Genomic DNA, 22,414 nt, shown 5'->3' with positions numbered 1-22,414 from the left:
TCTTCTCTGCTCTCCACGCGCCTCTCGTGCCTTGCACGGGAGGCGCGTTTCGTGTGTCAAGGGCGTGTGCAGGCCTGGACGCCGTCATATCCCGATTCCTGAGGTGCGAGCGTGGGGGAGCCTCAGAGGGGCGAGACGGCGCACTGGGCCTTCGAGGCTCGTCGCCACGCTCCTCGCACCTCAGGCAGCGGTAGCCGGCTCTCGCACCTCGCTCCTCGCACCTCAGGCAGCGGTAGCCGGCTCTCGCACCTCGCACCACCCGGGAAGAGATGACACCACTGTCCGCCGGCCCCGCACGGACGTCGGATCCATCACCGAGAACCACAACTCTGTTCCCCGGGTCGAGACTGACACGTCGATCTTCTGTGTTCTCGCACACTCGGATCGGCCGTCTGGAATGACAATTTTCAGGTCCTGAGGCTGTGGATCGGCATGGGATAACAGCCGAAGACCTGTGCACCGACGGTGGACGCCGCGCGAACAACAAGTTTTGTCCACAGACTCTTGGGATTCGACTCAACGACGCTCCACCGGTCATGCACACCCGCGCACCCCGTCCGACTGGCCCGATGTAACTGTTGTCCACAGATTCCACAGTTCCTATTACTGAGATGGATCCCTCTCTAAAGAGAAATCTTTTGTAAGAAGGACTGTGCACAAACACCCATCCGCGGGCCCTGCAGGCCCGTCCTCCCGGATGGACTGAGTTGGCCCCAACCATCCCGGCATCGGCGGTCGCGTTCTACAGTGGGATTCCCGGATGTGGGACGTGATCGACCATGCCGTCGTTTCGGCTCCGGCATGCCGACGATCCGCACGAGAGAGAAGGGCAATCTCCCAGCATGAAGTTCCGTGTCGCACGTGACGAGTTCGCTGATTCCGTCGCCTGGGTTGCTCGAAGCCTGCCCTCTCGTCCGCCGGTACCGGTTCTGGGCTGTGTGGTGCTCAACGTCGGCGAGACCGGTCTGACCGTCTCGGGATTCGACTACGAGGTCTCGGCCCAGGAGAACCTGGGTGCCGAGGTGGCCGAGCCCGGCCAGGTGCTGGTCTCCGGTCGCCTGCTGGCCGACATCACCAAGGCCCTGCCCAACAAGCCCGTCGACGTGACCCTTGACGGCTCCCGCGTTGCGATCACCTGCGGTAGCGCCAAATTCTCCCTGCCGACGATGCCGGTCGAGGACTACCCGCAGCTGCCCGACGTCCCGGCCATCACCGGCACGATCCCCTCACAGCTGTTCGCCGAGGCGATCTCCCAGGTCGCCGTCGCCGCCGGCAAGGACGACACCCTGCCGATGCTGACCGGCGTGCGCGTCGAGATCGAGGGCAACTCCGTGGTCCTCGCGGCCACCGACCGTTTCCGCCTTGCTGTGCGCGAATTGCAGTGGGAGCCTTCGGACCCCGACACCAAGGGGGCGGTTCTGGTCCCGGCCAAGACGCTCTCCGAAAGCGCCAAGACCGCGGGCGCCGAGGGCACCGGCGTCGTCTCGCTGGCCTTCGGCAGCGGTGCGGCCATCGGATCCGACGGCATCCTGGGCATCCTCGGCGAGACCAAGAAGACCACCACCCGCCTGCTCGACGCGGAGTTCCCGAAGTTCCGCCAGCTGCTGCCGGCCAGCCACACCGCGGTCGCGACCATCGACAGCGCTCCGCTGATCGAGGCGATCCGCCGCGTCGCTCTGGTCGCCGAGCGCGGTGCGCAGGTCCGGATGGAGTTCACCGAGGGATCCGTGCTCCTCACCGCCGGTGGCGACGAGGCGGGCAAGGCCGAGGAAGAGCTGCCCGTGTCGTTCCACGGCGAGCCGCTGACCATCGCCTTCAACCCTGGCTACCTGCAGGACGGTCTGTCGGCGATCAACGCCGACAGCGTCGACTTCGGTTTCACCACCCCGAGCCGTCCGGCGGTCCTGCGTCCGGCCAGCGGCGAGGATCCGGTCGCCGACGAGTCCGGCGCCTACGTGGCCCCCGAGAGCGCGTTCAGCTACCTGCTGATGCCGGTCCGCCTGCCGGGCTGACCCGCGCCGCGCACCCAGCCGATCACCGCAACCGACCGTGTTCGTACGTGAGCTGCACCTGAGGGATTTCCGCTCGTGGCAGGCCGTCGACCTCGATCTGCGGCCCGGCCCGACGGTCTTCACCGGCCGGAACGGCTTCGGCAAGACCAACCTGCTCGAGGCGCTGTTCTACCTGGCGACCCTGCGGTCGCACCGGGTGAGTTCCGATGCTCCGCTGGTGCATTCCGGATCCGCGTCGGCCCTGGTCACCGCCACCGTCGAGAACGAGGGCCGGGAGCTGACCGCGGAACTGCGCATCAACGCCGAAGGTGCCAACAAGGCGTCGATCAACCGCAGTCCCGCCCGACGATCCCGCGATCTGCTCGGGATCCTGCGGACCGTGCTGTTCGCTCCCGAGGATCTCTCGCTCGTCCGGGGGGATCCCGGCGACCGGCGACGTTTCATCGACGAACTCGTCGCCCAGCGCGGTCCACGGTGGGTGGCCGCTCGCGCCGACTACGACCGGGTGCTGCGACAGCGGTCGGCGCTGCTCAAGACGGCGGCCGCGGCGCTGCGGCGCGGCGGTGACCAGGCCGAGTCGGTCATCAGCACGCTCGATGTATGGGACGGTCAGCTCGCCGATCTGGGCGGACAGGTGACCGCGGCACGGCTGCAGGTCCTGGCCGAGCTGGAACCACATTTCACCCGCTCCTACGCGTCGATCGCGCCGCATTCGCGGCCCGCGACCCTGCGCTATCGGCCCGCCGGCGGCGTCGAAGTCGAGACGGCCACGGCCGAGTCGATCAGCGAGATCCTCACCGCTCGTCTGAGCGACTTGCGCGACAAGGAGATCGATCGCGGTATGTGCCTGGTCGGTCCGCACCGTGACGACATCGACATCGTGCTCGGCACCGACGTAGCGAAAGGCTTTGCCTCCCACGGTGAATCGTGGTCGCTCGCACTCGCTCTGCGGTTGGGCTCCGTCGAACTGACGCGCGCCGAGGGGATCGAACCGGTCATCATGCTCGACGACGTCTTCGCCGAACTCGACGCCAAGCGTCGGGAGAAACTGGTGGAGTTCACCGCCGGCGCCGAGCAGTTGCTGATCACCGCAGCGGTCGCCGACGACATCCCGGGCGAGATCGGTGGCCGTCGGATCCTCGTCGACGTCGTCGAGGACGCAGACGGTCGCCGGTCGACGGTCGTCGGAGACGAGTCGGATTCACCGCCCGAACGCGTCGGGGAACCGGTGAGCGGGGTCTCCGATGAGTGACGAAGCACCTTCGTCGCGTCCCGACGCAGCCGGGGAGCCGTCGAACCGGCCGATCGAACCGGGCGAACTCGGCGGATACGAACGTGCCCGGAAGGCTCTGGAGGAGGCCCGCGCCGCGGCGCGGGCGGCCGGGAAGTCGGTGGGACGCGGTCGCGCGTCACCCGTGCGCCGCACACCGCGGGGTGCCCAGACACGTAAGCGATGGTCAGGGTCGGGTCCCGATGCGCGGGATCCGCAGCCCTTCGGTCGTCTCGTCGGCGGTCTGGCGAAGGACCGCGGCTGGCAGGAGAAGATCGGCGAAGGCACCCTGTTCGGCATGTGGGACCAGATCGTGGGAGCCGACATCGCCGCACACGCGAAGCCGATCGAGTTGCGGGACAACGTACTTCACGTGCAGGCCGAGTCCACGGCATGGGCCACGCAGCTGCGGTACGTGCAGTCGCAGATCCTGGCGAAGATCGCGGCGGCCGTCGGAGACGGCGTGGTGAAGTCCCTGCGCATCAGCGGCCCCAAGGGTCCGTCGTGGCGTAAAGGCGAACGTCATGTGCGGGGGAGAGGCCCGCGGGACACCTACGGCTAGGCCGGGCTTAGCAGACTCGTCCGCACATTACTAGTCGATGTGCCCCGTGAGCCGACTTTCCTCCCCAAGCCACGATCGAACCGGGCTAGTCCCAAGAAAATCGATCTGAGGGCCTGTTAGCGGCCCCGGATGCACGTTCCTGGGCAAGTCAGGCAGTACACTGTGAGGTGTTGTCCCGACAGGGGACCACCAAACGGCAGAACGACCGCCGCCTTCAGGCAACCCGGGAAGTCCCGGGCATACCTGTGTGCGCATCGACCTGCCCGCCCCCTGGTCGAGTAGATCGAAGACGGATCTCGGGTACCTGGGATCCGCCGATGAGCAGAACAGGAGCGGACGCACCTCGTGGCCGACACCAACGACACCGGACCCAAGAAGAGCAAGAAGAAGCCGTCGGAGTACGGCGCGGACTCGATCAACATCCTCGAAGGTCTGGAAGCCGTCCGCAAACGGCCCGGCATGTACATCGGTTCCACCGGTGAACGCGGCCTGCACCACCTGATCTGGGAGGTCGTCGACAACTCGGTCGACGAGGCGATGGCCGGCTTCGCGAGCCGCGTCGACGTGACCCTCCTCGAGGACGGCGGAGTCCAGGTCGTCGACGACGGTCGTGGCATCCCGGTGGAGAAGCATCGGACCGGTGTGCCCACCGTCGAGGTCGTCATGACCCAGCTGCACGCCGGTGGCAAGTTCGACTCGGATTCCTATGCGGTGTCCGGTGGTCTGCACGGCGTCGGCATCTCCGTGGTGAACGCCCTCTCGACCAAGGTCGAGCTGGAGATCGCGCGCGACGGTCACAACTGGACACAGACCTATTCCTACGCCAAGCCGGGTGCCCTGGAGCAGGGCGATGCCACTCGCAAGACCGGTACGACGGTGCGGTTCTGGCCGGATCCCGACATCTTCACCGAGACCACCAGATTCAACGCCGAAACCGTGGCGCGTCGTCTGCAGGAGATGGCCTTCCTCAACAAGGGTCTGACCATCACGCTGACCGATCAGCGCCCCCAGGCCGTCGAGCCGCCCGGCGATCCCAACGGCGACGAGGACGCACCCACGACCGATGTCGCCGAGGTCGTCCTGTCGGAGACCGAGAAGGCCCAGGCCGCAGCCAAGCCGAAGACCCGGACGTACCACTACCCGGACGGGCTCGTCGACTACATCAAGCACCTCAACCGCACGAAGCAGTCGATCCACAACACGGTCATCGGGTTCAGCGCCAAGGGCGAGGGACACGAGGTCGAGATCGCGATGCAGTGGAACGCGGGTTACTCGGAGTCGGTCCACACCTTCGCCAACACGATCAACACCCATGAGGGCGGCACGCACGAAGAGGGCTTCCGCGCGGCGCTGACCAGCACGGTCAACAAGTACGCCCTCGAGAAGAAGCTCATCAAGGAGAAGGACGGCAAGCTCACCGGCGACGACATCCGCGAGGGTCTCGCCGCCGTCATCTCGGCGAAGGTCTCCGACCCGCAGTTCGAGGGCCAGACCAAGACCAAGCTCGGCAACACCGAGATCAAGGGCTTCGTCCAGCGCACCTGCAACGAGCACCTCGGTCACTGGTTCGAGGCGAACCCCGCCGAGGCCAAGATCATCATCAAGAAGGCCGCCGACTCCGCCCAGGCCCGCATGGCCGCGCGTCGTGCGCGAGAGATGGTGCGCCGCAAGACCGCAACCGACATCGGCGGCCTCCCCGGCAAGCTCGCCGACTGCCGCAGCAACGACCCCACCAAGTGTGAGGTCTACATCGTGGAGGGCGACTCGGCCGGCGGTAGCGCCAAGTCCGGCCGCGACTCGATGTATCAGGCGATCCTTCCGCTGCGCGGCAAGATCATCAACGTCGAGAAGGCCCGTATCGACCGAGTTCTCAAGAACGCCGAGGTCCAGTCGATCATCACGGCCTTCGGTACCGGCATCCACGACGAGTTCGACATCGCCAAATTGCGGTATCACAAGATCGTGCTGATGGCCGACGCCGACGTGGACGGCCAGCACATCTCGACGCTGCTGTTGACGCTGCTGTTCCGCTTCATGCGACCGCTCATCGAGCACGGTCACGTCTTCCTGGCGCAGCCGCCGCTGTACAAGCTGAAGTGGCAGAAGTCGGCTCCGGAGTTCGCCTACTCCGACCGCGAACGTGACGGTCTCCTCGAGGCGGGACGTGCCGCCGGCAAGAAGATCAACACCGACGACGGTATCCAGCGCTACAAGGGTCTCGGCGAGATGAACGCCAAGGAACTGTGGGAGACCACCATGGACCCGGCGGTGCGCGTCCTGCGTCAGGTGACGCTCGACGACGCCGCGGCCGCCGACGAACTGTTCTCCATCCTCATGGGTGAGGACGTCGCCGCACGTCGAAGCTTCATCGCCCGTAACGCGAAAGACGTTCGCTTCCTTGATGTCTGATCACGGATCGAATGGATTCGCAGTGATCGGAGAAAGAACACACAATGACTGACACCACCCTGCCGCCTGCCGACGGTGAAGGCGACCGGATCGAACCTGTCGATCTCGGCCAGGAGATGCAGAAGAGCTACATCGATTACGCGATGAGCGTGATCGTGGGCCGCGCCCTCCCCGAGGTGCGCGACGGTCTCAAGCCGGTGCACCGCCGCCTGCTCTACGCATCCTTCGATGCCGGTTTCCGTCCCGACCGCAGCTACGTCAAGTCGGCGAAACCCGTTGCGGAAACGATGGGTAACTACCATCCCCACGGCGACACCGCGATCTACGACGCCCTGGTGCGCCTCGCACAGCCGTGGTCGATGCGCTACCCGCTCATCGACGGACAGGGCAACTTCGGTTCACGCGGTAACGACGGCGCGGCCGCCATGCGTTACACGGAGGCCCGCCTCACGCCGCTCGCGATGGAGATGCTCCGTGACATCGGCGAGGAGACAGTCGATTTCACGCCGAACTACGACGGCAAGACCCAGGAACCGACGGTACTGCCGGCCCGGATCCCGAACCTGCTGATCAACGGCTCCGGCGGTATCGCCGTCGGTATGGCCACCAACATGCCGCCGCACAATCTCAACGAGGTTGCGGATGCGGTGTTCTGGGCGCTCGAGCACCACGACGCCGACGACGAGACGACTCTCGCCGCCTGCATGGAATGCATCAAGGGACCCGACTTCCCCACGGCTGCACTGATCGTCGGTAGCCAGGGCATCAAGGACGCCTACACCACCGGCCGCGGCAGCATCCGCATGCGCAGCGTCGTCGACATCGAGGAGAACAAGGGAACCACCACACTGGTGGTCACCGAGTTGCCCTACCAGGTCAACCCGGACAACTTGATCCAGTCGATCGCCGAGCAGGTCAACGAAGGAAAGCTCAAGGGCATCAGCCGGATCGAGGACCAGTCCTCGGACCGCGTCGGCATGCGCATCGTGGTCACGCTGCGTCGTGACGCGGTCGCCAAGGTCGTGCTGAACAACCTGTACAAGCACAGCCAGCTCCAGACCAGCTTCGGCGCCAACATGCTGTCCATCGTCGACGGCGTGCCCCGCACCCTGCGTCTCGATCAGATGATCCGCTACTACGTGGCGCATCAGATCGACGTCATCGTGCGCCGCACCCGGTACCGGTTGCGCAAGGCCGAGGAACGCGCGCACATTCTGCGCGGTCTGGTGAAAGCCCTTGACGCACTTGACGAAGTGATCGCGTTGATCCGCCGGTCGGCCAACACCGACACCGCGCGCACGGGCCTCATCGAGCTGCTCGACATCGACGAGATCCAGGCCGACGCCATCCTGGCGATGCAGCTGCGTCGTCTGTCGGCGTTGGAACGCCAGAAGATCGTCGACGAACTGGCCGAGATCGAGCTCGAGATCGCCGATTACAAGGACATCCTCGACAAGCCGGAGCGTCAGCGCGCCATCGTGCGTGACGAGCTCAAGGAGGTCGTGGAGAAGTACGGCGACGCGCGTCGTACCAAGATCATCGCGGCCGACGGCGACGTCAGCGACGAGGATCTGATCGCCCGCGAGGACGTCGTGGTCACGATCACCGAGACCGGCTACGCCAAGCGCACCAAGACCGACCTCTACCGCAGTCAGCGTCGTGGCGGCAAGGGCGTGCAGGGCGCGGGCCTCAAGCAGGACGACATCGTCAAGCACTTCTTCGTCTGCTCGACCCACGACTGGATCCTGTTCTTCACCACCAAGGGTCGGGTCTACCGGGCGAAGGCCTACGAGCTGCCCGAGGCCAATCGCACCGCGCGTGGCCAGCACGTCGCCAACCTCCTGGCCTTCCAGCCGGAGGAGCGCATCGCCCAGGTCATCCAGCTCAAGACCTACGAGGACGCCCCGTACCTGGTACTCGCCACCCGCAACGGTCTGGTGAAGAAGTCCAAGCTCGTCGACTTCGACTCCAACCGCTCCGGCGGTATCGCCGCGATCAACCTGCGCGGCGAGGACGAACTCGTCGGCGCCCAGCTGTGCAGCAAAGACGATGATCTGCTGCTGGTGTCGCAGAAGGGCCAGTCGATCCGGTTCCACGCCGACGACGAGACCCTGCGCCCCATGGGCCGGCAGACCTCGGGTGTACAGGGCATGCGGTTCAACGCCGACGACACCCTGTTGTCGCTCAACGTGGTTCGCGAGGACACCTACCTGCTCGTCGCGACGTCGGGTGGCTACGCCAAGCGCACCGGCATGGACGACTACCCGGTCCAGGGTCGCGGCGGCAAGGGCGTGCTCACCATCGCCCACGATCGCCGGCGCGGTGAACTCATCGGCGCGCTCATCGTCGACGACGACTCGGAGCTGTACGCGATCACCTCGGGCGGCGGTGTCATCCGCACCGCGGCCAAGCAGGTCCGCAAGGCGGGACGCCAGACCAAGGGTGTGCGTCTGATGAACCTCGACGAGGGCACCACCGTCATCGCGATCGCCCGCAACGCCGACGAGCCGGAGGAGACGGACGCCTCGGAGTAGGCGTTAGGGTTGAGAACACGTGCAGCCGACCAGTCGGTGGCGGTAGAAAGTGACCCGACGCGTCGATGTCCATCGGCAGTGACGCCAGAGTGAGGGATTGCCTGTGAGCACACCGAACGAGCCGAGCCAGGAGCAGAACGGGCGCCGTCCGGGAACCCGTCCGGTCCCGGAACGGGGACACCGACCGGTGGGCTGGTGCCGCCGTGGCAGCGCGGACCGGTCGAGGAATCGTCCGGTTCCGCGCCGACCGAGGCGTTCGGGCGTGAGGACGACTCGCGCCCGAACGCGCAGGACAACCCCGGCGGCCTGCCGCCGGAGTCTCGGGGCGGCCCGCCGCCGGAATCTCGGGGCGGCCCGCCGCCGCGGGGCATCGTGACCAACAGCGGCACGGCCGCGGCCAGCATGAGCGGTCAGCAGGCTCCCGTCACCAAGCTCGACAGTCCGCGTCGGCCGGGCTCCGCCGTCGCGACCGAGGAGCCCGGTTTCGTCGAGTCGCCGACGAGCACCATCGACCGGGAGAACCTGCCCGGACACGATCTGCCGGATCTCGATCAGATCCACCACACGGCCGATCTGAAGCGTCCTCCGGAGGCGCCGCCGGCCGCGGCACCGTCGAAGGTCGCGCCCCGGTCGGCACCGCGTCAGGTCGGGGCGGGTTCGGCTCTGCGCGCCGCGGTGCAGCTGCGTCGGATCGATCCGTGGGCGACGTTCAAGATCGCCGCGGTGCTGTCGTTCGTCGGATTCTTCATCTGGATGATCGCGGTCGCGGTGCTGTACCTGATCTTCGACGGCATGGGCATCTGGGATCAGGTGAACAACAGCTTCGGAACGCTCGTGGCGGACGAATCGAGCACCGCGGGGGATGTCATCGGGGCGGGTACCGTTTTCGGCGTGGCGGCTCTTCTGGGGGCCGTGAACGCCATCCTGTTGACGGCGATCGCGACGGTCGGCAGCTACATCTACAACATCTGTGCCGACCTCGTCGGCGGTGCCGAGGTGACGCTCGCGGATCTCGACTGAATCGAGCCTCTGACCAGCTGTTTTGGTTGGTGGGGGATCCGTCGGGTAACCTCACTTCTCGGTTCAAGGGCCTATAGCTCAGGCGGTTAGAGCGCTTCGCTGATAACGAAGAGGTCGGAGGTTCAAGTCCTCCTAGGCCCACTGCGACGGAAGTTTTCGGACTCCCAATTCGCATCCCGTCGACCGATTCCGGTCGGCACGGGGCCTTAGCTCAGTTGGTAGAGCGCTGCCTTTGCAAGGCAGATGTCAGGAGTTCGAATCTCCTAGGCTCCACCACTGCAAGAACCGCAACGCACCACCGGACCCCGGTGGTGCGTTTTGCTTCTCGGGCATATTCTCCGCACTCAGGCGCGGACATACTCGGTGAACGACACCCCGGTCTCGAACTCCCGGTTGCTGACCCGTTCGAACCGTCCCGGTGCGTACGTTCCGGGCGCGAACAGCGAGATCCCGTCCCCGAACAGCAGCGGTTGCCGTTTGAGCACCAGGCGATCGATCTCGCCGATCAACTGCGTCGCCAGCGACCCGCCCCCGCAGAGCCAGATGTCCTTGCCGCTCCGGGACTTCAGCTCCCGCACGAGTTCCACGGGATCGCGGTCGGTGAACGTCACGCCGTCGACCGGTTCCGGCTTTCGGTGGGTGAACACGTACTGGTCGAGATGCCGGTAGGGACTCGGCGCCTCCGGCAGGCCGACCGCGTAGGTGTCGGCGCCCATGAGGACGGTGTCGAAGCCGCCGCCGCTCTGGTCGATCCCGAGGGCCGTCGCGTAATCGGTCGGGATCGTGTCGGCGAAGCGCTCGTTGATGCCGACCATGTGGTCGCCCTCGACGAGAAAGGCGTCGAACTCGCCGTTCGGCCCCGCGATGTACCCGTCGAGGCTCACCGCCACGTAGTACACGAGTTCTCGCAATGCTCACTCCAATCACTTCAGATGTAGTGGTTAGGAATGTACAGCAGCTGCAGTGGTCGGCGCTATCGTTTTCGCTATGGCCCGAAACGACGAACGACGCCGCGCCCTCGCCGACGCGGGACTGACGGTGCTCGCGACAGCGGGCGCACGCGGACTCACCCATCGCGCCGTGGACCGGGAGGCGGGCGTTCCGCAGGGCACGACGACGAACTACTTCCGCAACCGCGCAGCGTTGCTCCAGGGGCTCGTGGAGCGCATCGGTGAGCGACTGGCGCCCAGCGACGAGTTCATCGCCGCACGGGCAGGCCAGTCGCCCAGTCAGAAGCTGTTCGCGGAGTATCTTCGCAACATCGTCGAACGACTCCTCGCCAACCGGGAGGTGACGATCGCCCTCATCGAATTACGACTCGAGGGCATCCGCCGACCCGAGGTCGCCGAGATCATCGGGGAATGGCGTCGAACGGGCTTCGCCGGCGACGTGGCGTTCAACGAGCAGGCGGGCCTGCCCGGGTCCGCTCGCGAGATCGCGCTCTTCCACTACGCCGTCGACGGCCTGGTCCTCGACCGGCTGACCGGACCGCTGATGCCCGAGGAATCGCTCGACGACATCGTCGACGCGCTGGTCGACGGACTGCTCCCGGCCTAGAGGCCGCTACGCGGATTCCTCCGCGACCTTCTTCACGCGGTGCAAGACCTCGCGGGCCAGCTTCTCCGACGACGCCGGGTTCTGTCCGGTCAGCAGGTTGCCGTCGGCCTGGGTGTGCACCGTCCACGGCAGGCCGAGCGTGACCTTGAAACCCTCATGGGTGAGCCGGTTCTCGAGTAGCCAGGGCGCCTTGTCGGCGAGTCCGGCCTGCTGCTCCTCGGCGTTGCCGAAGCAGGTGACCGTACGACCGGAGAACACGTTCACGCCGTCCTCGCCCTTGGCGGCCAACAGGATCGCGGGTCCGTGGCACACGATGCCGATGGTTCTCTTGGCCTGGTCGGCGGCGATGAGGAGCGCACCCGCGTCAGCGTCCACCGCGAGGTCCTCCATCGGCCCGTGCCCGCCGGGTACGAACACCGCGTCGTAGTCCGCGACGTTCACGTCGGTCAGGGCGATCGGTTTCTGCAGTTCGGGGGCGGTGTCGAGCACGTTCCGGATCTCTTCGGCCCGTTCCACGGATCCGACCGCATCCGGGCTGAGGCTGCCCTCGTCGACCGGGGGACGCACGCCGCCCGGGGTCGCGACGGTGACCGGGTATCCGGCCTCCCGGAACACCTCGAGTGGTGCCACCGCCTCCTCGGCCCAGAAGCCGGTCTTGTGACTCGATCCGTCGTTCAGCGTCCATGCGTCGGCGCCGGTCATGACGAAGAGGATGTTGTGCGTCATCTTGCGCTCCTTCGGTTGGGGTGACCCGGGGCGGGTCAGTTGAGCCCGGTGAGTTCCGCTGACTTCTCCCACAGTCCGTCGATGAGCTTCTGGTCGTGTGCCTGCCGGTTCTCGAGCCCGTTCGGCTTGTGCCGGCTGAAGTACACGCCGTTGACCGACGGATCCGCACCGCGTTCGGCGAGGGCGATCAGCGGTGCGGCGCCCTGCTCGGGAGTGATGGTCACCAATCGGGTGATCGGTGAGCGATAGGCGAGTCCGACGAACCGGGAGTCGCGTCCGAAGCTCGTCGCGGCGGGACCGGGATGTACTGCGGCGGAATAGATCTTGTCGTCGGACCACCGCTGTGAGATGCCGCGGGTGAACAGGATGTTCATCAACTTCGCCGTGCCGTAGGGGCGGAGGGCCAGCGCTCGGCGCTTCTCGAAGTCGAGATTGTCGAAGTCGACGCTGCCGGCCAGATTGCCGACGCTCGCCGTGTTCAGGACCAGTGACGAGCCGGCCGCGGCCAGCCGGTCGCGCAGCAGGTGGGTCAGCAGGAACGGAGCGAGATGATTGATCTGGAAGTTCGGCTCGTGGCCGTCCGCCGTGCGGTCCTTGTGATCGAAGGTGCCGCCCGCGTTGTTCATCAGGACGTCGATGGACTCGACGCTGCCGGAGATCTGCGCGGCCAGATCACGCACCTGGGCGAGGTCGGCGAAGTCGGCGGTGAACGACGTCGCGCCGGTCTCGGCCGCGATGGGCGCGAGTTTCTGCGGGGACCGGCCGACGAGGATCAGATTCGTCGACGGTCCGGACAGCGCGCGGGCCGCGATGGCACCGATGCCGTCGCTGGCACCGGTGAGGACGATGGTCCGCTTCTCACTGGCCATCTGCCGTGCCCTCCGATCCGCCGACCGCGTGATCCTTCGGAGCATCGGTGTCGGCCGGCGCCGCGTCGTAAGCAGCCCTCTCCTCCTCGATGCGCTTGGTCTCACCGACGGGGGCGTCGCCGGACGTGGGCAGCACCGAGTCCGGACCATCACGCTCCGCGGGCTGCTCGGGCATGTCGGGGTCGATCTTCAGGTCGTCCTCGGTCGTCGTCCACTCGGGCTGCTCGTTGTCGGCCATCCCTCCACCATGCCTGAGGATCGGCGAAACGTCACCGGTCGTCGTGGTGGTCCTCGGTTCGCCCGTTGCCGGATCGGCGGTCGGCGGCCGGGGCGTCGACCATCGGCGCCTCGACGTCGACGTCGTCGCACGGGTCCGCGTGAAACCGGCCGAACGGATCGTCCAAGGTGTCCCAGAAATCCTGTCCCGCGGCCAGTTCCACCTCGTTCAGGCAGGCGGCACGCAGCGCTTCGTCGATCTCGTCGGGGTCGCCGCGGTGGACGAGCACCACCAGAGAAGAGTGGCGATCCCCGAACGTGTCGTCCCAACGCAAGGCCCCGAGTGCTCTCCGTTCGGGTGAGACCCGGGCGAGCTCGTCGTCGTCCATCGCGGCGAGCCACCGACCACCCGGCGCGACGCGTAGCCCGCCGCCGGCCGACTCCAGCCACAGCGCCTCGTCCGGCTGGGTCGCGACCCACAGGCGTCCTCGTGCGCAGACCACTCCGTCCAACAGTGAGTCGATCGCATCGTGCAGGCGGCCCGGGTGCAGGGGCCGGTCGGTGTGGAACTCCATCCAGGTGACACCGCAGTCGGGATCGAGGGAAGGCTGGTCGACCAGGAGCGGGTCGTGCGGCCCGTCGATGCGCCCGCGCCGCGACGAAGGCGGGATCGCGGCGACCAGCTGCTCGACGAGCAGGGGAGTGAGCGGCCGCTCCGGCAACTCGAACATCATCGGCGCCCTCGGTGACAACCGCTTGAGGACCGCCATGAGGCGAGCGGACTCCCAGGCGTCCCGGGCGGCGGGATCGCTGCCGACGACGACGAGGGCGTCGGCGAAGGCCACCTGACCCACCGCAACCTGTGCGAGGGTGCGCTCGTCGTCGGGCGGTACGGGCAACACCTCGCACAACCCGAGATCGCCCGTCGCATGGTGCAGCCACAGTTCCTCTGCGACAGAGACAATCGTCGATTCAACCCGCACGTCGAGGGCCGCCGGTGCCGCGGGCGTGTCGGGCTCGTCGTCGACGACCACATGCTCGATGGACCACGCGATCCGTTCCGGTTCCAGGATCGGGTCGAGGGTGAGGACGATGCGTCGAACCGACGATCGCCGGTGAAGCCGTCTGAGCAGGGGCAGCAGATCCTCGCGCAGCGTGCACGACACACAACCGTGAGCGAGTTCGATCACCGTGACCACCTCACGGCGGCGGCCGTCGGATTCCCGCCAGGTCAGGGTCCGGATCACGCGCCCGTCCCCGACTCCGCTGAGGTCGTGGTGGACCTGCACCGTGCCGGGATCGGACGTCAACGCGTCTCCGATCCGGCGAGATGTGGGTCGGTCCAGGCCGGTCACCAGGATGACGGGCGTTCGGTTGTCGGCAGGGAGGAATCGCATCTGCCCGTCCTCGGGATTCAGGTCGGCCACGTCCACACTCCAGACTATTGAGAATCATTTCCATTTAGGTCTGGTCGACGGTAACGTGTCGACGACGCTAATGCCAATCATTGTCAATAAGGAGGACGGCATGTCACGACGATGCCAAGTCACCGGGCGCGAACCGGGCTTCGGTAAGCAGGTCTCGCATTCCCATCGACGCACGTCTCGTCGCTGGGACCCGAACATCCAGCGCAAGCGGTACTTCGTACCCAGCGAGGGGCGGTACATCACCCTTCGGGTCAGTGCGAAGGGGATCTCGACCATCGACCGGTACGGGATCGAATCCGTGCTGCGCACCATGCGTGCACGAGGGGAGAAGATCTGATGGCGCGCAATGAGATCCGACCCATCGTCAAGCTCCGGTCCACGGCCGGCACCGGTTACACCTACGTCACCCGGAAGAACCGCCGCAACGATCCGGATCGCATGGTGCTCCGCAAGTACGACCCGGTCATCCGCGCCCACGTCGACTTCAAGGAGGACCGCTGATGGCGAAGAAGTCCAAGATCGTCCGCAACGAACAGCGTCGCGAGGTGGTGGCCCGATACGCCGACCTCCGCGCGGAACTCAAGCGGACCATCGTCGCACCCGACTCCACCGGCGCCGAACGGGCGGAGGCCCAGCGTCGCCTGCACGCCCTGCCACGCGACGCCAGCCCGACGCGCCTGCGCAACCGGGACGCCATCGACGGCCGGCCCCGCGGCTACATCGGCAAGGCCGGGTTGTCGCGGGTGCGGTTCCGCGAACTCGCGCATCGCGGTGAGCTGCCCGGCATCCACAAATCCAGCTGGTGAAAGACCCGAACAGGAGGCGTTCATGAAACGCAGACCACGCCGCGACGACGAACGTCCGGCCCGCAAGAAGAATCAGCTGTCCGCGCTCGGCATCCGGACCGACGGCCGGAACCCGGTGGACTACAAAGACGTTCAACTTCTCCGACAGTTCCTCAGTGACAAGGGACGGATCCGGAGTCGACGGCTGACCGGCCTCACACCACAGCAACAGCGCCAGGTCGCCACCGCGATCCGCAACGCCCGGGAGATGGCGTTACTGCCGTACAACTCACGCTAGGTGCCGACACAGCACAACGCCGCCCCCGGTTCGGATTCGAACCGGGGGCGGCGAATTGCGTTGTGTGTCAAGAACTCACGGCGTGCGAGTCCTTCTTGCCCCAGGCCGGGGAGTTCTCGATCGCACCGATGATCCGCGGGCGCAGCTCCTCGGCGCGGATGACGGCGTCGACCGAACCGACCTCGACGGCGCGCTGGATGCTGTGCACCTTGTCGAACTCGGCGGCGATCTCGCTGATCTTCTCCGCACGGACCGACTGCCGGATGTCGGCGAGCTCGGCGTTCAGGCTCGAGCGATCGGTGCCGAAGGACTCGGCGACGCTCGTCTCCAGCTCGCGGACGCGCGGATCGGCGGCGACGCGCTTGGCGACCTCACCGGCGAACACCACTGCGGCGGCGGGCGCGCCACCGAGCACGGAGGCGAACGAACCGTCGATGGCCAGCACGGTCATGTTCGGGTTCAGAGCCTTCGAGAACACCACGAACGCACCGCCGTGGTAGCGCGAGATCACGCAGAACACGATCGGGCCGCGGAAGTTGACGATCGCGCGACCGATCTCGGCGCCGTACTCGAGCTGCAGCTTGCGCATCGACTCCGGCGAACCGTCGAAGCCGGACAGGTTCGCGAGCACGACGAGCGGACGATTCCCGCTGGCCACGTTGATCGCCCGGGCGGCCTTCTTCGACGACTGCGGGAACAGCGTGCCGGCGGTGTAGGTGTCCGGACCGTCGGTCGGCTTGTAGCCACGACGCGCGACCTCACGCGACTCGATGCCCAGCATGCACACCGGGATGCCGCCCAGGTGGACGTCGCACACGACGGCCGTCTCGGCGTCGGCCATGCCCGCCCAGCGTTCCAGGACGACGTGGTCCTGGTCGGCGACGGCGCGTATGACGGTGCGGATGTCGAAGGGCTTCTTGCGATCCGGGTTGTGCTCGCGCGAGAAGATCTGACCCACCGTGGTGAAGTCGCTGCCCGCGAGGACGTGCGGGTAGTCCGAGACGTCGCGGTCCGACGGATCGGCCGTGTCCGCCCGGCGCGGGGTGCCCTCGCCCGGCAGCACGTACGTGTGCTCGTAGTGGGACATCAGGACGTCGCGGGCCGCACCGAGATTCGGCGCCCAATACTGTGCCTGGCCGTTCGGGCCCATGACGCGGTCGAAGCCGCCGATGCCGAAGTTGTCCTCGGCCGAGACGCCGCCGGAGAAGTCCAGCGACTGCTTGCCGGTGAGGACCATCGCCGAATCGGGGGTCATCACCAGGATGCCCTTGGTGTGCATGAGCATCGTTGCCTCGGCGTTCCAATACGGCTGCGCACCGACGTTGATACCCGCCACGACGATGTTGATCTCGCCGCCGTCCTGGGTGTACTCGACGACGCGCTTCAGTGCGCGGGCGACCCAGTCCATGTTCTCGGTACCGGAGTCCATCGAGATCCGGGCACCCGAGGACAGTGCGTACCACTCGAGCGGCACCTGCATCTGCTCGGCGAGATCGAGCGCGGCGATGACGCGGCTGCACTCCGGTTCCGACAGTGCGCCAAGCGATTTCGTCGGATCACCGAGCAGGACCACGCGGGTGACGCCCTCCGGGAACTTCTCGGTCGGAGTGGTCACGACACCGGCGACCATCGCCGCCGTGTTACGACCCTTGGGCCGGTCGACCGGGACCAGGCGATGCTCGGCGTCGAGGTCGTATTCGGTGAAGTCACCGAGGATCTCGGCCAGCTCGTACGGGTAGACGGTGTTGCGTGCCGCGGCGCGCTTGACCTTCTGGCGGTACTCGTCGACGGGCTCGATGGGCGCGTCGGTCGGTGCGGTGACCTTCACCTCGAACTCGCCGGTCGCGGTGAGCGAGAAGTGCACCGAGACCTTGGTCAGCTCGCCGGAGTCGGGATTGCGGCGACGGGCGATCACCTGGACCTCTTCCAGGCCGATTCCGCGTGTGACTCCGCTGATGTGATCGGCGATCGTGTCGAGGATCGACGCGTCGTCGTCGATCGGCGGCCAGACGTAGAGGACGATCCGGTTGGTGCTCGACGGCCGGGCCGCCCCGCGCTGGGCGCGGCGGATCGAGTCGGCACACGAGGCGAGTGTCGCCTCGGCGGTGGGAAGCGTCAGCAGACGTCCGCCGGGCTCTCGGACCGCGGTGAGGTCGCGGACCTGGGCGAAGGCGATGAGTCGCTCGTCGGACGGGTTTTCCCGTGCGACACAACGGAAGAGGTACACCTCTTCGTCGTCGGCCGACGGGAGTCGGGTGAGGTCGAACTTCCGCAGCCGCTCCATCCGCATCCGCTGCGCGATGTGCGGGTGCAGACCGCGGATGAGGCGTTCCTCCGCCATGCCGGTCGCGGACTGACGGAAGGTGACGTGATGATGCATTCGCGCGTCGCCGCGGCCGGCCACCGTGATGGTGACCCGGTGGACCTGCGGTGGGAGTGCGGCGTTCGAGATGGTCTCGTGCAGGGTCTCGGCGAGGGCGTCGAAGCCGCTCGGCTGCTGCTCCCAGCTGAGGTAGATGTCGGCGTCGACCGCGGCGGCGCCACGGGCGAGTTCGCCGAGACCGTTCAGCGCTGCCGGCAGGCCCGCGAAACCGACGGCCGCGGACATCAGACTGCCGCTGTCACGGTCGGCGACGACGAAGGTGGTGCCACCGGCCTCGTGGTTGCGGATGTCGGAGAGACCCTTGTTGCCGTAGTAGCGACGGGTCAGGACCTCGAGCATCACCTGGTTGTCGGTGGTGCCGCGTTCGATGCGCTGACCGAGGAGGCGGACGAGTGGCTCGGTGCTGCGCACCATGTTGTCGACTCGCTCGTCGCGGTCCGCGGCGTTCGGGTTCTCGTCGAGGTAGCGCAGCTGCTTGCGGACGTTGCTGTAGACGCGGGCACGGTCGCGGAGCAGCAGCGGCTGGCCATACCAGGCGTAGACGACACCGCGGGCGAGGTCGGCGATGGCCGGGTAGCGCATCTGGGTGGCGGCGATCAGTCGGTCGAGGGCGGGGCCCACGTCGTCGCGCAGTTCGTCGCGCGGCGTCGGCTCCTGCAGCCATTCCCGCAGCAGGGTGGTGATGACGGTGACCGATCCGGCCGGGTTCTGCAGGGCCAGGAAGATGCGGAAGACCGCGGCTTCCAGCTCCGGGGTCCGGTCGAGCTCGGTGACGCCGTAGTGACGCAGCGCCCGGCTGAGCTGGTCGTGGAAGGCGGCGGGGAGCCCGTCGCGCTCCACGTCGAGGCTCTGCAGGTAGGTGTGGAAGTTCTCGCGGGCACTGTGCACGTGCTCGACGCCGAGCTCGTCGCTCGACGGGCGGTTCTGGCTCAGCTCGGCGAGGTCGGCGAACACGGTGATGAGTTCGAGCTCGTCGGCGAGAGGCCGGCGACCGCTGGCCATCACGGCACGGCGCACGGCGAGGTAGTCGTCGAGCAGACGGGTGGCCTCGTTCGAGTCGACGTCGAAGCCGAGGAGCTGCGCACGCAGGTCCTCCTGGGTGCGGGTGGTGCGCTCGTGCGCCTCGACCTCGGGTTCGGTGGGCAGGTCGAGATCGACGCCCGCGACCTCCTCCGGGGCCTCGTCGCCGTCGTCCTCGGTCAGCGGCTCGAGACGCAGCAGCGTCGCGCCGGTCTCGACCTGGGTGCCGACCGACACCAGGCTCTCCTTGAGCCGTGAGCGGACCGGTGCGCGCAGCACGGTCTCCATCTTCATCGATTCGAGGACCAGCACGGGTGCGCCCGCCTCGACCTCGTCGCCGACCTGCAGCGGAGTGGCGACCACGAGTGCGGGTGCCGGCGAGCGGACGACGCCGCCCTCGTCCCGGCTGACGCGGTGGGTGATGCCGTCGACGTCAACGAGGTGGACGGGTCCGTGGGTGTCGGTGACGAGACGGAACCGTTCACGGTTGACCACCAGCTGGGCGGCATGTTCGTCGAAGCGCTCGAGCTCGACGTCGGCGGTGCGGGTCTCGGTGCCGGCCTCGATGCTCACACGGAAGCGGTGTGCGCCGATGCGGGCGACGCGGACGCGGTAATTGGCGCCGCGCAGCTTCAGGTCGAGGGGACGGCCGCTCTCGTGCTGGACCTGCGGGCGGCCGCCCGAGGCGGTCGACATCAGGCGCTGCTGCTCGACCTTCTCCTCTTCCTCGTAGGCGTCGATGGCCGCCGCGGTGAGCGCGATCGCCGAATGCTGGTTGGCGACCAGGCCGCCCTCGGCACGGACCCGGTCGATCCAGCCGGTGTCGGCGCTGCCGTCGATGACCTCGGGCTGGTCGAGCAACTCGAGCACGAAGGACTTGTTGGTCGAGCCGCCGGCGATGATCACGCGCGTCTCGCGCACAGCGCGGCGGAGGCGTCCGAGTGCCTCGTCGCGGTCGCGGCCGTAGGCGATGATCTTGGCGATCATCGAGTCGAAGTCGGCGGGGATGGTGTCGCCCTCGCTGACGCCGGTGTCGACGCGGATACCAGGGCCGGCCGGTAGTTCGAGGAGGTTGATGCGTCCCGGCGCCGGAGCGAAGTCGCGGTCGGGATCCTCGGCGTTGAGACGGGCCTCGATGGCGTGGCCGCGCTCGGTCGGCGGCTCGCCCTCGAGCTTGCCGCCCGAGGCGACGTGCAGCTGGGCACGCACGAGGTCGAAGCCGTTGGTGATCTCGGTGATCGGGTGCTCGACCTGGAGGCGGGTGTTGACCTCGAGGAACGCGAAGAGCTTCTCGCCCGGGTGGTAGAGGAACTCGACCGTGGCGGCACCGCGGTAACCGACGGCGACGGCGAGGCGCTCGGCGGAAGCCTTCAGCTCGGCGACCTGCTCCTCACCGAGAACGGGCGACGCCGACTCCTCGACGACCTTCTGGTTACGACGCTGGACCGAGCAGTCGCGGACGCCGAGCGCCCATGCGGTGCCCTGACCGTCGGCGATGACCTGCACCTCGACGTGGCGCGCACCGGTGACCAGGCGCTCCAGGAAGACGACGCCGCTGCCGAAGGCCCGGGCGGCCTCGTCACGGGTGCGCTCGTAGGCGTCGCGCAGTTCCTCGTCGTTGTTGACCACGCGAATACCGCGTCCGCCACCACCGGCGGTGGCCTTCAGCATCAGCGGGTAGCTGATGTCGGCGGCTGCGGCGAGCGCGTCGTCGATGGTGTCGACGGCACCGCGGCTCCACGGAGCGACCGGCACGCCGACCTCCTCGGCGATCAGCTTGGCGCCGATCTTGTCGCCGAGCTTGCGCATCGCGTCGGGCGACGGGCCGACGAAGGTGACGCCGATCCGCTCGCAGAGTTCGGCGAAGACCGGGTCCTCGGCGACGAAGCCCCAGCCGACCCACGCCGCGTCGGCGCCGGTCTCGAGGAGGGCGCGCTCGAGCACCTTCATGTTCAGGTACGGGCGCGACGCCGCCGGACCGAGGTCGTACGCGATGTCGGCCTCGCGCACGAACGTGGCGGCGGCATCGACATCGGTGTGCAGGGCAATGACCTCGATCGGCTGCCCCGTCTCGGCGGACAGGCCACGGACGGCATGGATGAGGCGCATTGCGGCCTCGCCACGGTTGACGATGGCGATTCGGGAGAACATCACCGACTCCTTCGGTTCGTCGTGCCGAGGATGTGTTCGGCACACGCGAGGTGGTTCAACAGATCGATAGTTGCGGACCGAAGCCATTACGCGCGAGTACGTTCACGCGCGTCGGCATCGGGTCGTCGCGACCCAGCGGCTCACCTGGACCGGGAACGTGCTGGGTGGAGACCCTTTTCGGCTATCCGATCTTCCTACCGAAACAGATTGCGATTCGGTGCCGATCTGCGATCTCCGATCGGCGAATTCGTGCCGTACCGACTGTGACCGGGGTCATGAAGGTTGCGGCACCGGCCGGGTGCGGGTCAGGCGGCGAAGAGAATCCAGCTGTAGATCAGCAGGCCGAACACCAACACGCCGAGGTAGGCCCAGCCCAGCCAGATCGCGACGTCGGCGAACGGCAGACCGGACTGTCCCCGGGTGCGTCTGATCTGGCCACGGGCGCGGTAGCCGAGCACGAGTCCGATGGGGAACGTGATGCCGAGCCCCGAGAGGATCAGGGCCCACACGGCCAGGCGATTGAGGCGTAGGCCGGACTGGGGAGCCACGTTGTCCTCCGGATCGTCCTCGAATGCTGAGTTGTTGTCTGCAGAGTAGGCCTGGGACACGGGTGTGAAGACCGTGTGGTCGTCGGAGCCGGGCGTCTCGTCGTCGTGTTGCTTGGCGGGGGCTGCCGAAGCGGCCGGCGGCTTGACGAACATGGTGGCGTCGGCCGCGTCGGAACGTCGGGTCTCGTCGTCGAGCGCAGCAGGGCGTGACCGGGGAGGTTCCGGCCGCGACGGTGCCGGTCCCGGACGGGCACCGAGGGCGTCGGGTCCCGGAACGCCGGTCCTCTGCGTCGGATTGCCCTGTGGCAGATTCCCTTGTGACGCAACAGGATTGGTACCCGGCGGTGGGCGGTGTCCGGCCGGGGGGCGACCGGCGGGATTCATCGGTCCGGGGTTGCCCGGCGAACTGCCGGGAACCGGTCGCGGACGTGGGCCGGTCGTGTAGGCGCCGGCCGGGCGCGGGAGAGGCTGCGGACGGGGGCCGGCGGGCTGACCGGGGCCGCCGGACCGGGCGGACGGGGACCGCCGGGCGGGGGACCGGGTCGCTGAGACGATGCCGGGCCTGCCGGACCACCGGGCGCGGGCGGCAAGGGCCCGCGAGGGCCGGGTCGGCCCGGATCGGGCAGG

Annotated in this window: 17 protein-coding genes, 2 tRNA genes and 1 pseudogene; 13 read left to right on the top strand and 7 right to left on the bottom strand. The window is 67.4% G+C overall.

Annotated elements, in window-relative coordinates; genetic code table 11:
• The first annotated feature begins 842 nt into the window (after positions 1-842).
• The 8 genes and pseudogenes from dnaN (at position 843) to BJF87_RS08235 (ending at position 10,083) form a co-directional block, all read left to right on the top strand.
• On the top strand, positions 843-2,012 hold the full coding sequence (dnaN, locus tag BJF87_RS08270; RefSeq protein ID WP_006361172.1) for a DNA polymerase III subunit beta: 1,170 nt from the start codon (positions 843-845) through the stop codon (positions 2,010-2,012).
• Positions 2,013-2,049: 37 nt separating this feature from the next.
• Complete coding sequence (gene recF, locus BJF87_RS08265) at positions 2,050-3,264, top strand: DNA replication/repair protein RecF (protein ID WP_006361173.1); 1,215 nt, start codon at positions 2,050-2,052, stop codon at positions 3,262-3,264.
• Entirely contained in the window at positions 3,257-3,844 is a 588-nt protein-coding gene (locus tag BJF87_RS08260; RefSeq protein WP_006361174.1) for a DUF721 family protein, read from the top strand. The genes recF and BJF87_RS08260 overlap by 8 nt, the downstream gene beginning before the upstream one ends.
• 345 nt (positions 3,845-4,189) lie before the next feature.
• Positions 4,190-6,253 carry a DNA topoisomerase (ATP-hydrolyzing) subunit B gene (gene gyrB, locus BJF87_RS08255; protein WP_035753888.1) on the top strand — a complete coding sequence of 688 codons (2,064 nt, stop codon included), beginning with the start codon at positions 4,190-4,192 and terminating at the stop codon, positions 6,251-6,253.
• A gap of 44 nt (positions 6,254-6,297) precedes the next feature.
• Positions 6,298-8,787 carry a DNA gyrase subunit A gene (gene gyrA / locus BJF87_RS08250; protein WP_006361176.1) on the top strand — a complete coding sequence of 830 codons (2,490 nt, stop codon included), beginning with the start codon at positions 6,298-6,300 and terminating at the stop codon, positions 8,785-8,787.
• A 103-nt stretch (positions 8,788-8,890) separates the two neighbouring features.
• Positions 8,891-9,807 (top strand): annotated as a pseudogene (locus BJF87_RS08245) (DUF3566 domain-containing protein).
• Positions 9,808-9,874: 67 nt separating this feature from the next.
• Positions 9,875-9,948 (top strand) — tRNA-Ile (locus BJF87_RS08240).
• A gap of 59 nt (positions 9,949-10,007) precedes the next feature.
• Positions 10,008-10,083: transfer RNA gene (locus BJF87_RS08235), tRNA-Ala, on the top strand.
• Between the two features lie 68 nt (positions 10,084-10,151).
• On the opposite strand, the gene BJF87_RS08230 is transcribed toward BJF87_RS08235, so the two are convergent.
• Positions 10,152-10,718: a dihydrofolate reductase family protein gene (locus tag BJF87_RS08230; protein ID WP_006361178.1), complete on the bottom strand. Its 567-nt coding sequence runs from the start codon at positions 10,716-10,718 to the stop codon at positions 10,152-10,154.
• Positions 10,719-10,794: 76 nt separating this feature from the next.
• Here BJF87_RS08230 and BJF87_RS08225 point away from each other — a divergent pair, with 76 nt between their 5' ends.
• Complete coding sequence (locus BJF87_RS08225; RefSeq protein ID WP_006361179.1) at positions 10,795-11,364, top strand: TetR/AcrR family transcriptional regulator; 570 nt, start codon at positions 10,795-10,797, stop codon at positions 11,362-11,364.
• Positions 11,365-11,370: 6 nt separating this feature from the next.
• Here BJF87_RS08225 and BJF87_RS08220 read toward each other — a convergent pair whose 3' ends face one another.
• The 4 genes from BJF87_RS08220 to mrf are packed head-to-tail and all read right to left on the bottom strand — an operon-like array spanning position 11,371 to position 14,608.
• Positions 11,371-12,090, bottom strand: a complete 720-nt coding sequence (locus BJF87_RS08220) for a type 1 glutamine amidotransferase domain-containing protein (RefSeq protein WP_042378131.1) — start codon at positions 12,088-12,090, stop codon at positions 11,371-11,373.
• A gap of 35 nt (positions 12,091-12,125) precedes the next feature.
• Complete coding sequence (locus BJF87_RS08215) at positions 12,126-12,959, bottom strand: SDR family NAD(P)-dependent oxidoreductase (RefSeq protein ID WP_042378133.1); 834 nt, start codon at positions 12,957-12,959, stop codon at positions 12,126-12,128.
• Positions 12,949-13,197 (bottom strand): hypothetical protein, encoded by a 249-nt coding sequence (locus BJF87_RS08210; protein WP_006361183.1) that lies wholly within the window; start codon positions 13,195-13,197, stop codon positions 12,949-12,951. The genes BJF87_RS08215 and BJF87_RS08210 overlap by 11 nt, the downstream gene beginning before the upstream one ends.
• A 31-nt stretch (positions 13,198-13,228) precedes the next feature.
• Positions 13,229-14,608: a ribosome hibernation factor-recruiting GTPase MRF gene (mrf, locus tag BJF87_RS08205; protein WP_035753884.1), complete on the bottom strand. Its 1,380-nt coding sequence runs from the start codon at positions 14,606-14,608 to the stop codon at positions 13,229-13,231.
• Positions 14,609-14,702: 94 nt separating this feature from the next.
• Here mrf and rpmB point away from each other — a divergent pair, with 94 nt between their 5' ends.
• The 4 genes from rpmB to rpsR are packed head-to-tail and all read left to right on the top strand — an operon-like array spanning position 14,703 to position 15,685.
• Positions 14,703-14,939, top strand: a complete 237-nt coding sequence (gene rpmB, locus BJF87_RS08200; protein WP_035753882.1) for a 50S ribosomal protein L28 — start codon at positions 14,703-14,705, stop codon at positions 14,937-14,939.
• Positions 14,939-15,103 carry a 50S ribosomal protein L33 gene (rpmG, locus tag BJF87_RS08195; protein WP_005200413.1) on the top strand — a complete coding sequence of 55 codons (165 nt, stop codon included), beginning with the start codon at positions 14,939-14,941 and terminating at the stop codon, positions 15,101-15,103. The genes rpmB and rpmG overlap by 1 nt, the downstream gene beginning before the upstream one ends.
• Positions 15,103-15,408, top strand: a complete 306-nt coding sequence (gene rpsN / locus BJF87_RS08190; RefSeq protein ID WP_005200415.1) for a 30S ribosomal protein S14 — start codon at positions 15,103-15,105, stop codon at positions 15,406-15,408. Before rpmG ends, rpsN begins: the two co-directional genes overlap by 1 nt.
• A 22-nt stretch (positions 15,409-15,430) precedes the next feature.
• Positions 15,431-15,685, top strand: coding sequence for a 30S ribosomal protein S18 (gene rpsR / locus BJF87_RS08185; protein WP_006361186.1), 255 nt, complete (start codon positions 15,431-15,433; stop codon positions 15,683-15,685).
• A gap of 67 nt (positions 15,686-15,752) precedes the next feature.
• Here the strand turns inward: rpsR and BJF87_RS08180 are convergent, their stop codons facing one another.
• A complete protein-coding gene (locus BJF87_RS08180) occupies positions 15,753-21,239 on the bottom strand; it encodes a carboxyl transferase domain-containing protein (protein ID WP_006361187.1) in 5,487 nt (1,828 codons plus the stop codon).
• A gap of 305 nt (positions 21,240-21,544) precedes the next feature.
• A partial coding sequence (locus BJF87_RS26620; RefSeq protein ID WP_262338910.1) for a DUF4190 domain-containing protein occupies positions 21,545-22,414 on the bottom strand: 870 nt, incomplete at its 5' end.

Source organism: Gordonia sp. CNJ-863, assembly GCF_001942325.1.
In the GTDB taxonomy this organism is placed as follows: domain Bacteria; phylum Actinomycetota; class Actinomycetes; order Mycobacteriales; family Mycobacteriaceae; genus Gordonia; species Gordonia alkanivorans.
The sequence above is the reverse complement of the archived record's forward strand: the minus strand, read 5'-3'. Positions and strand labels throughout refer to the sequence as shown.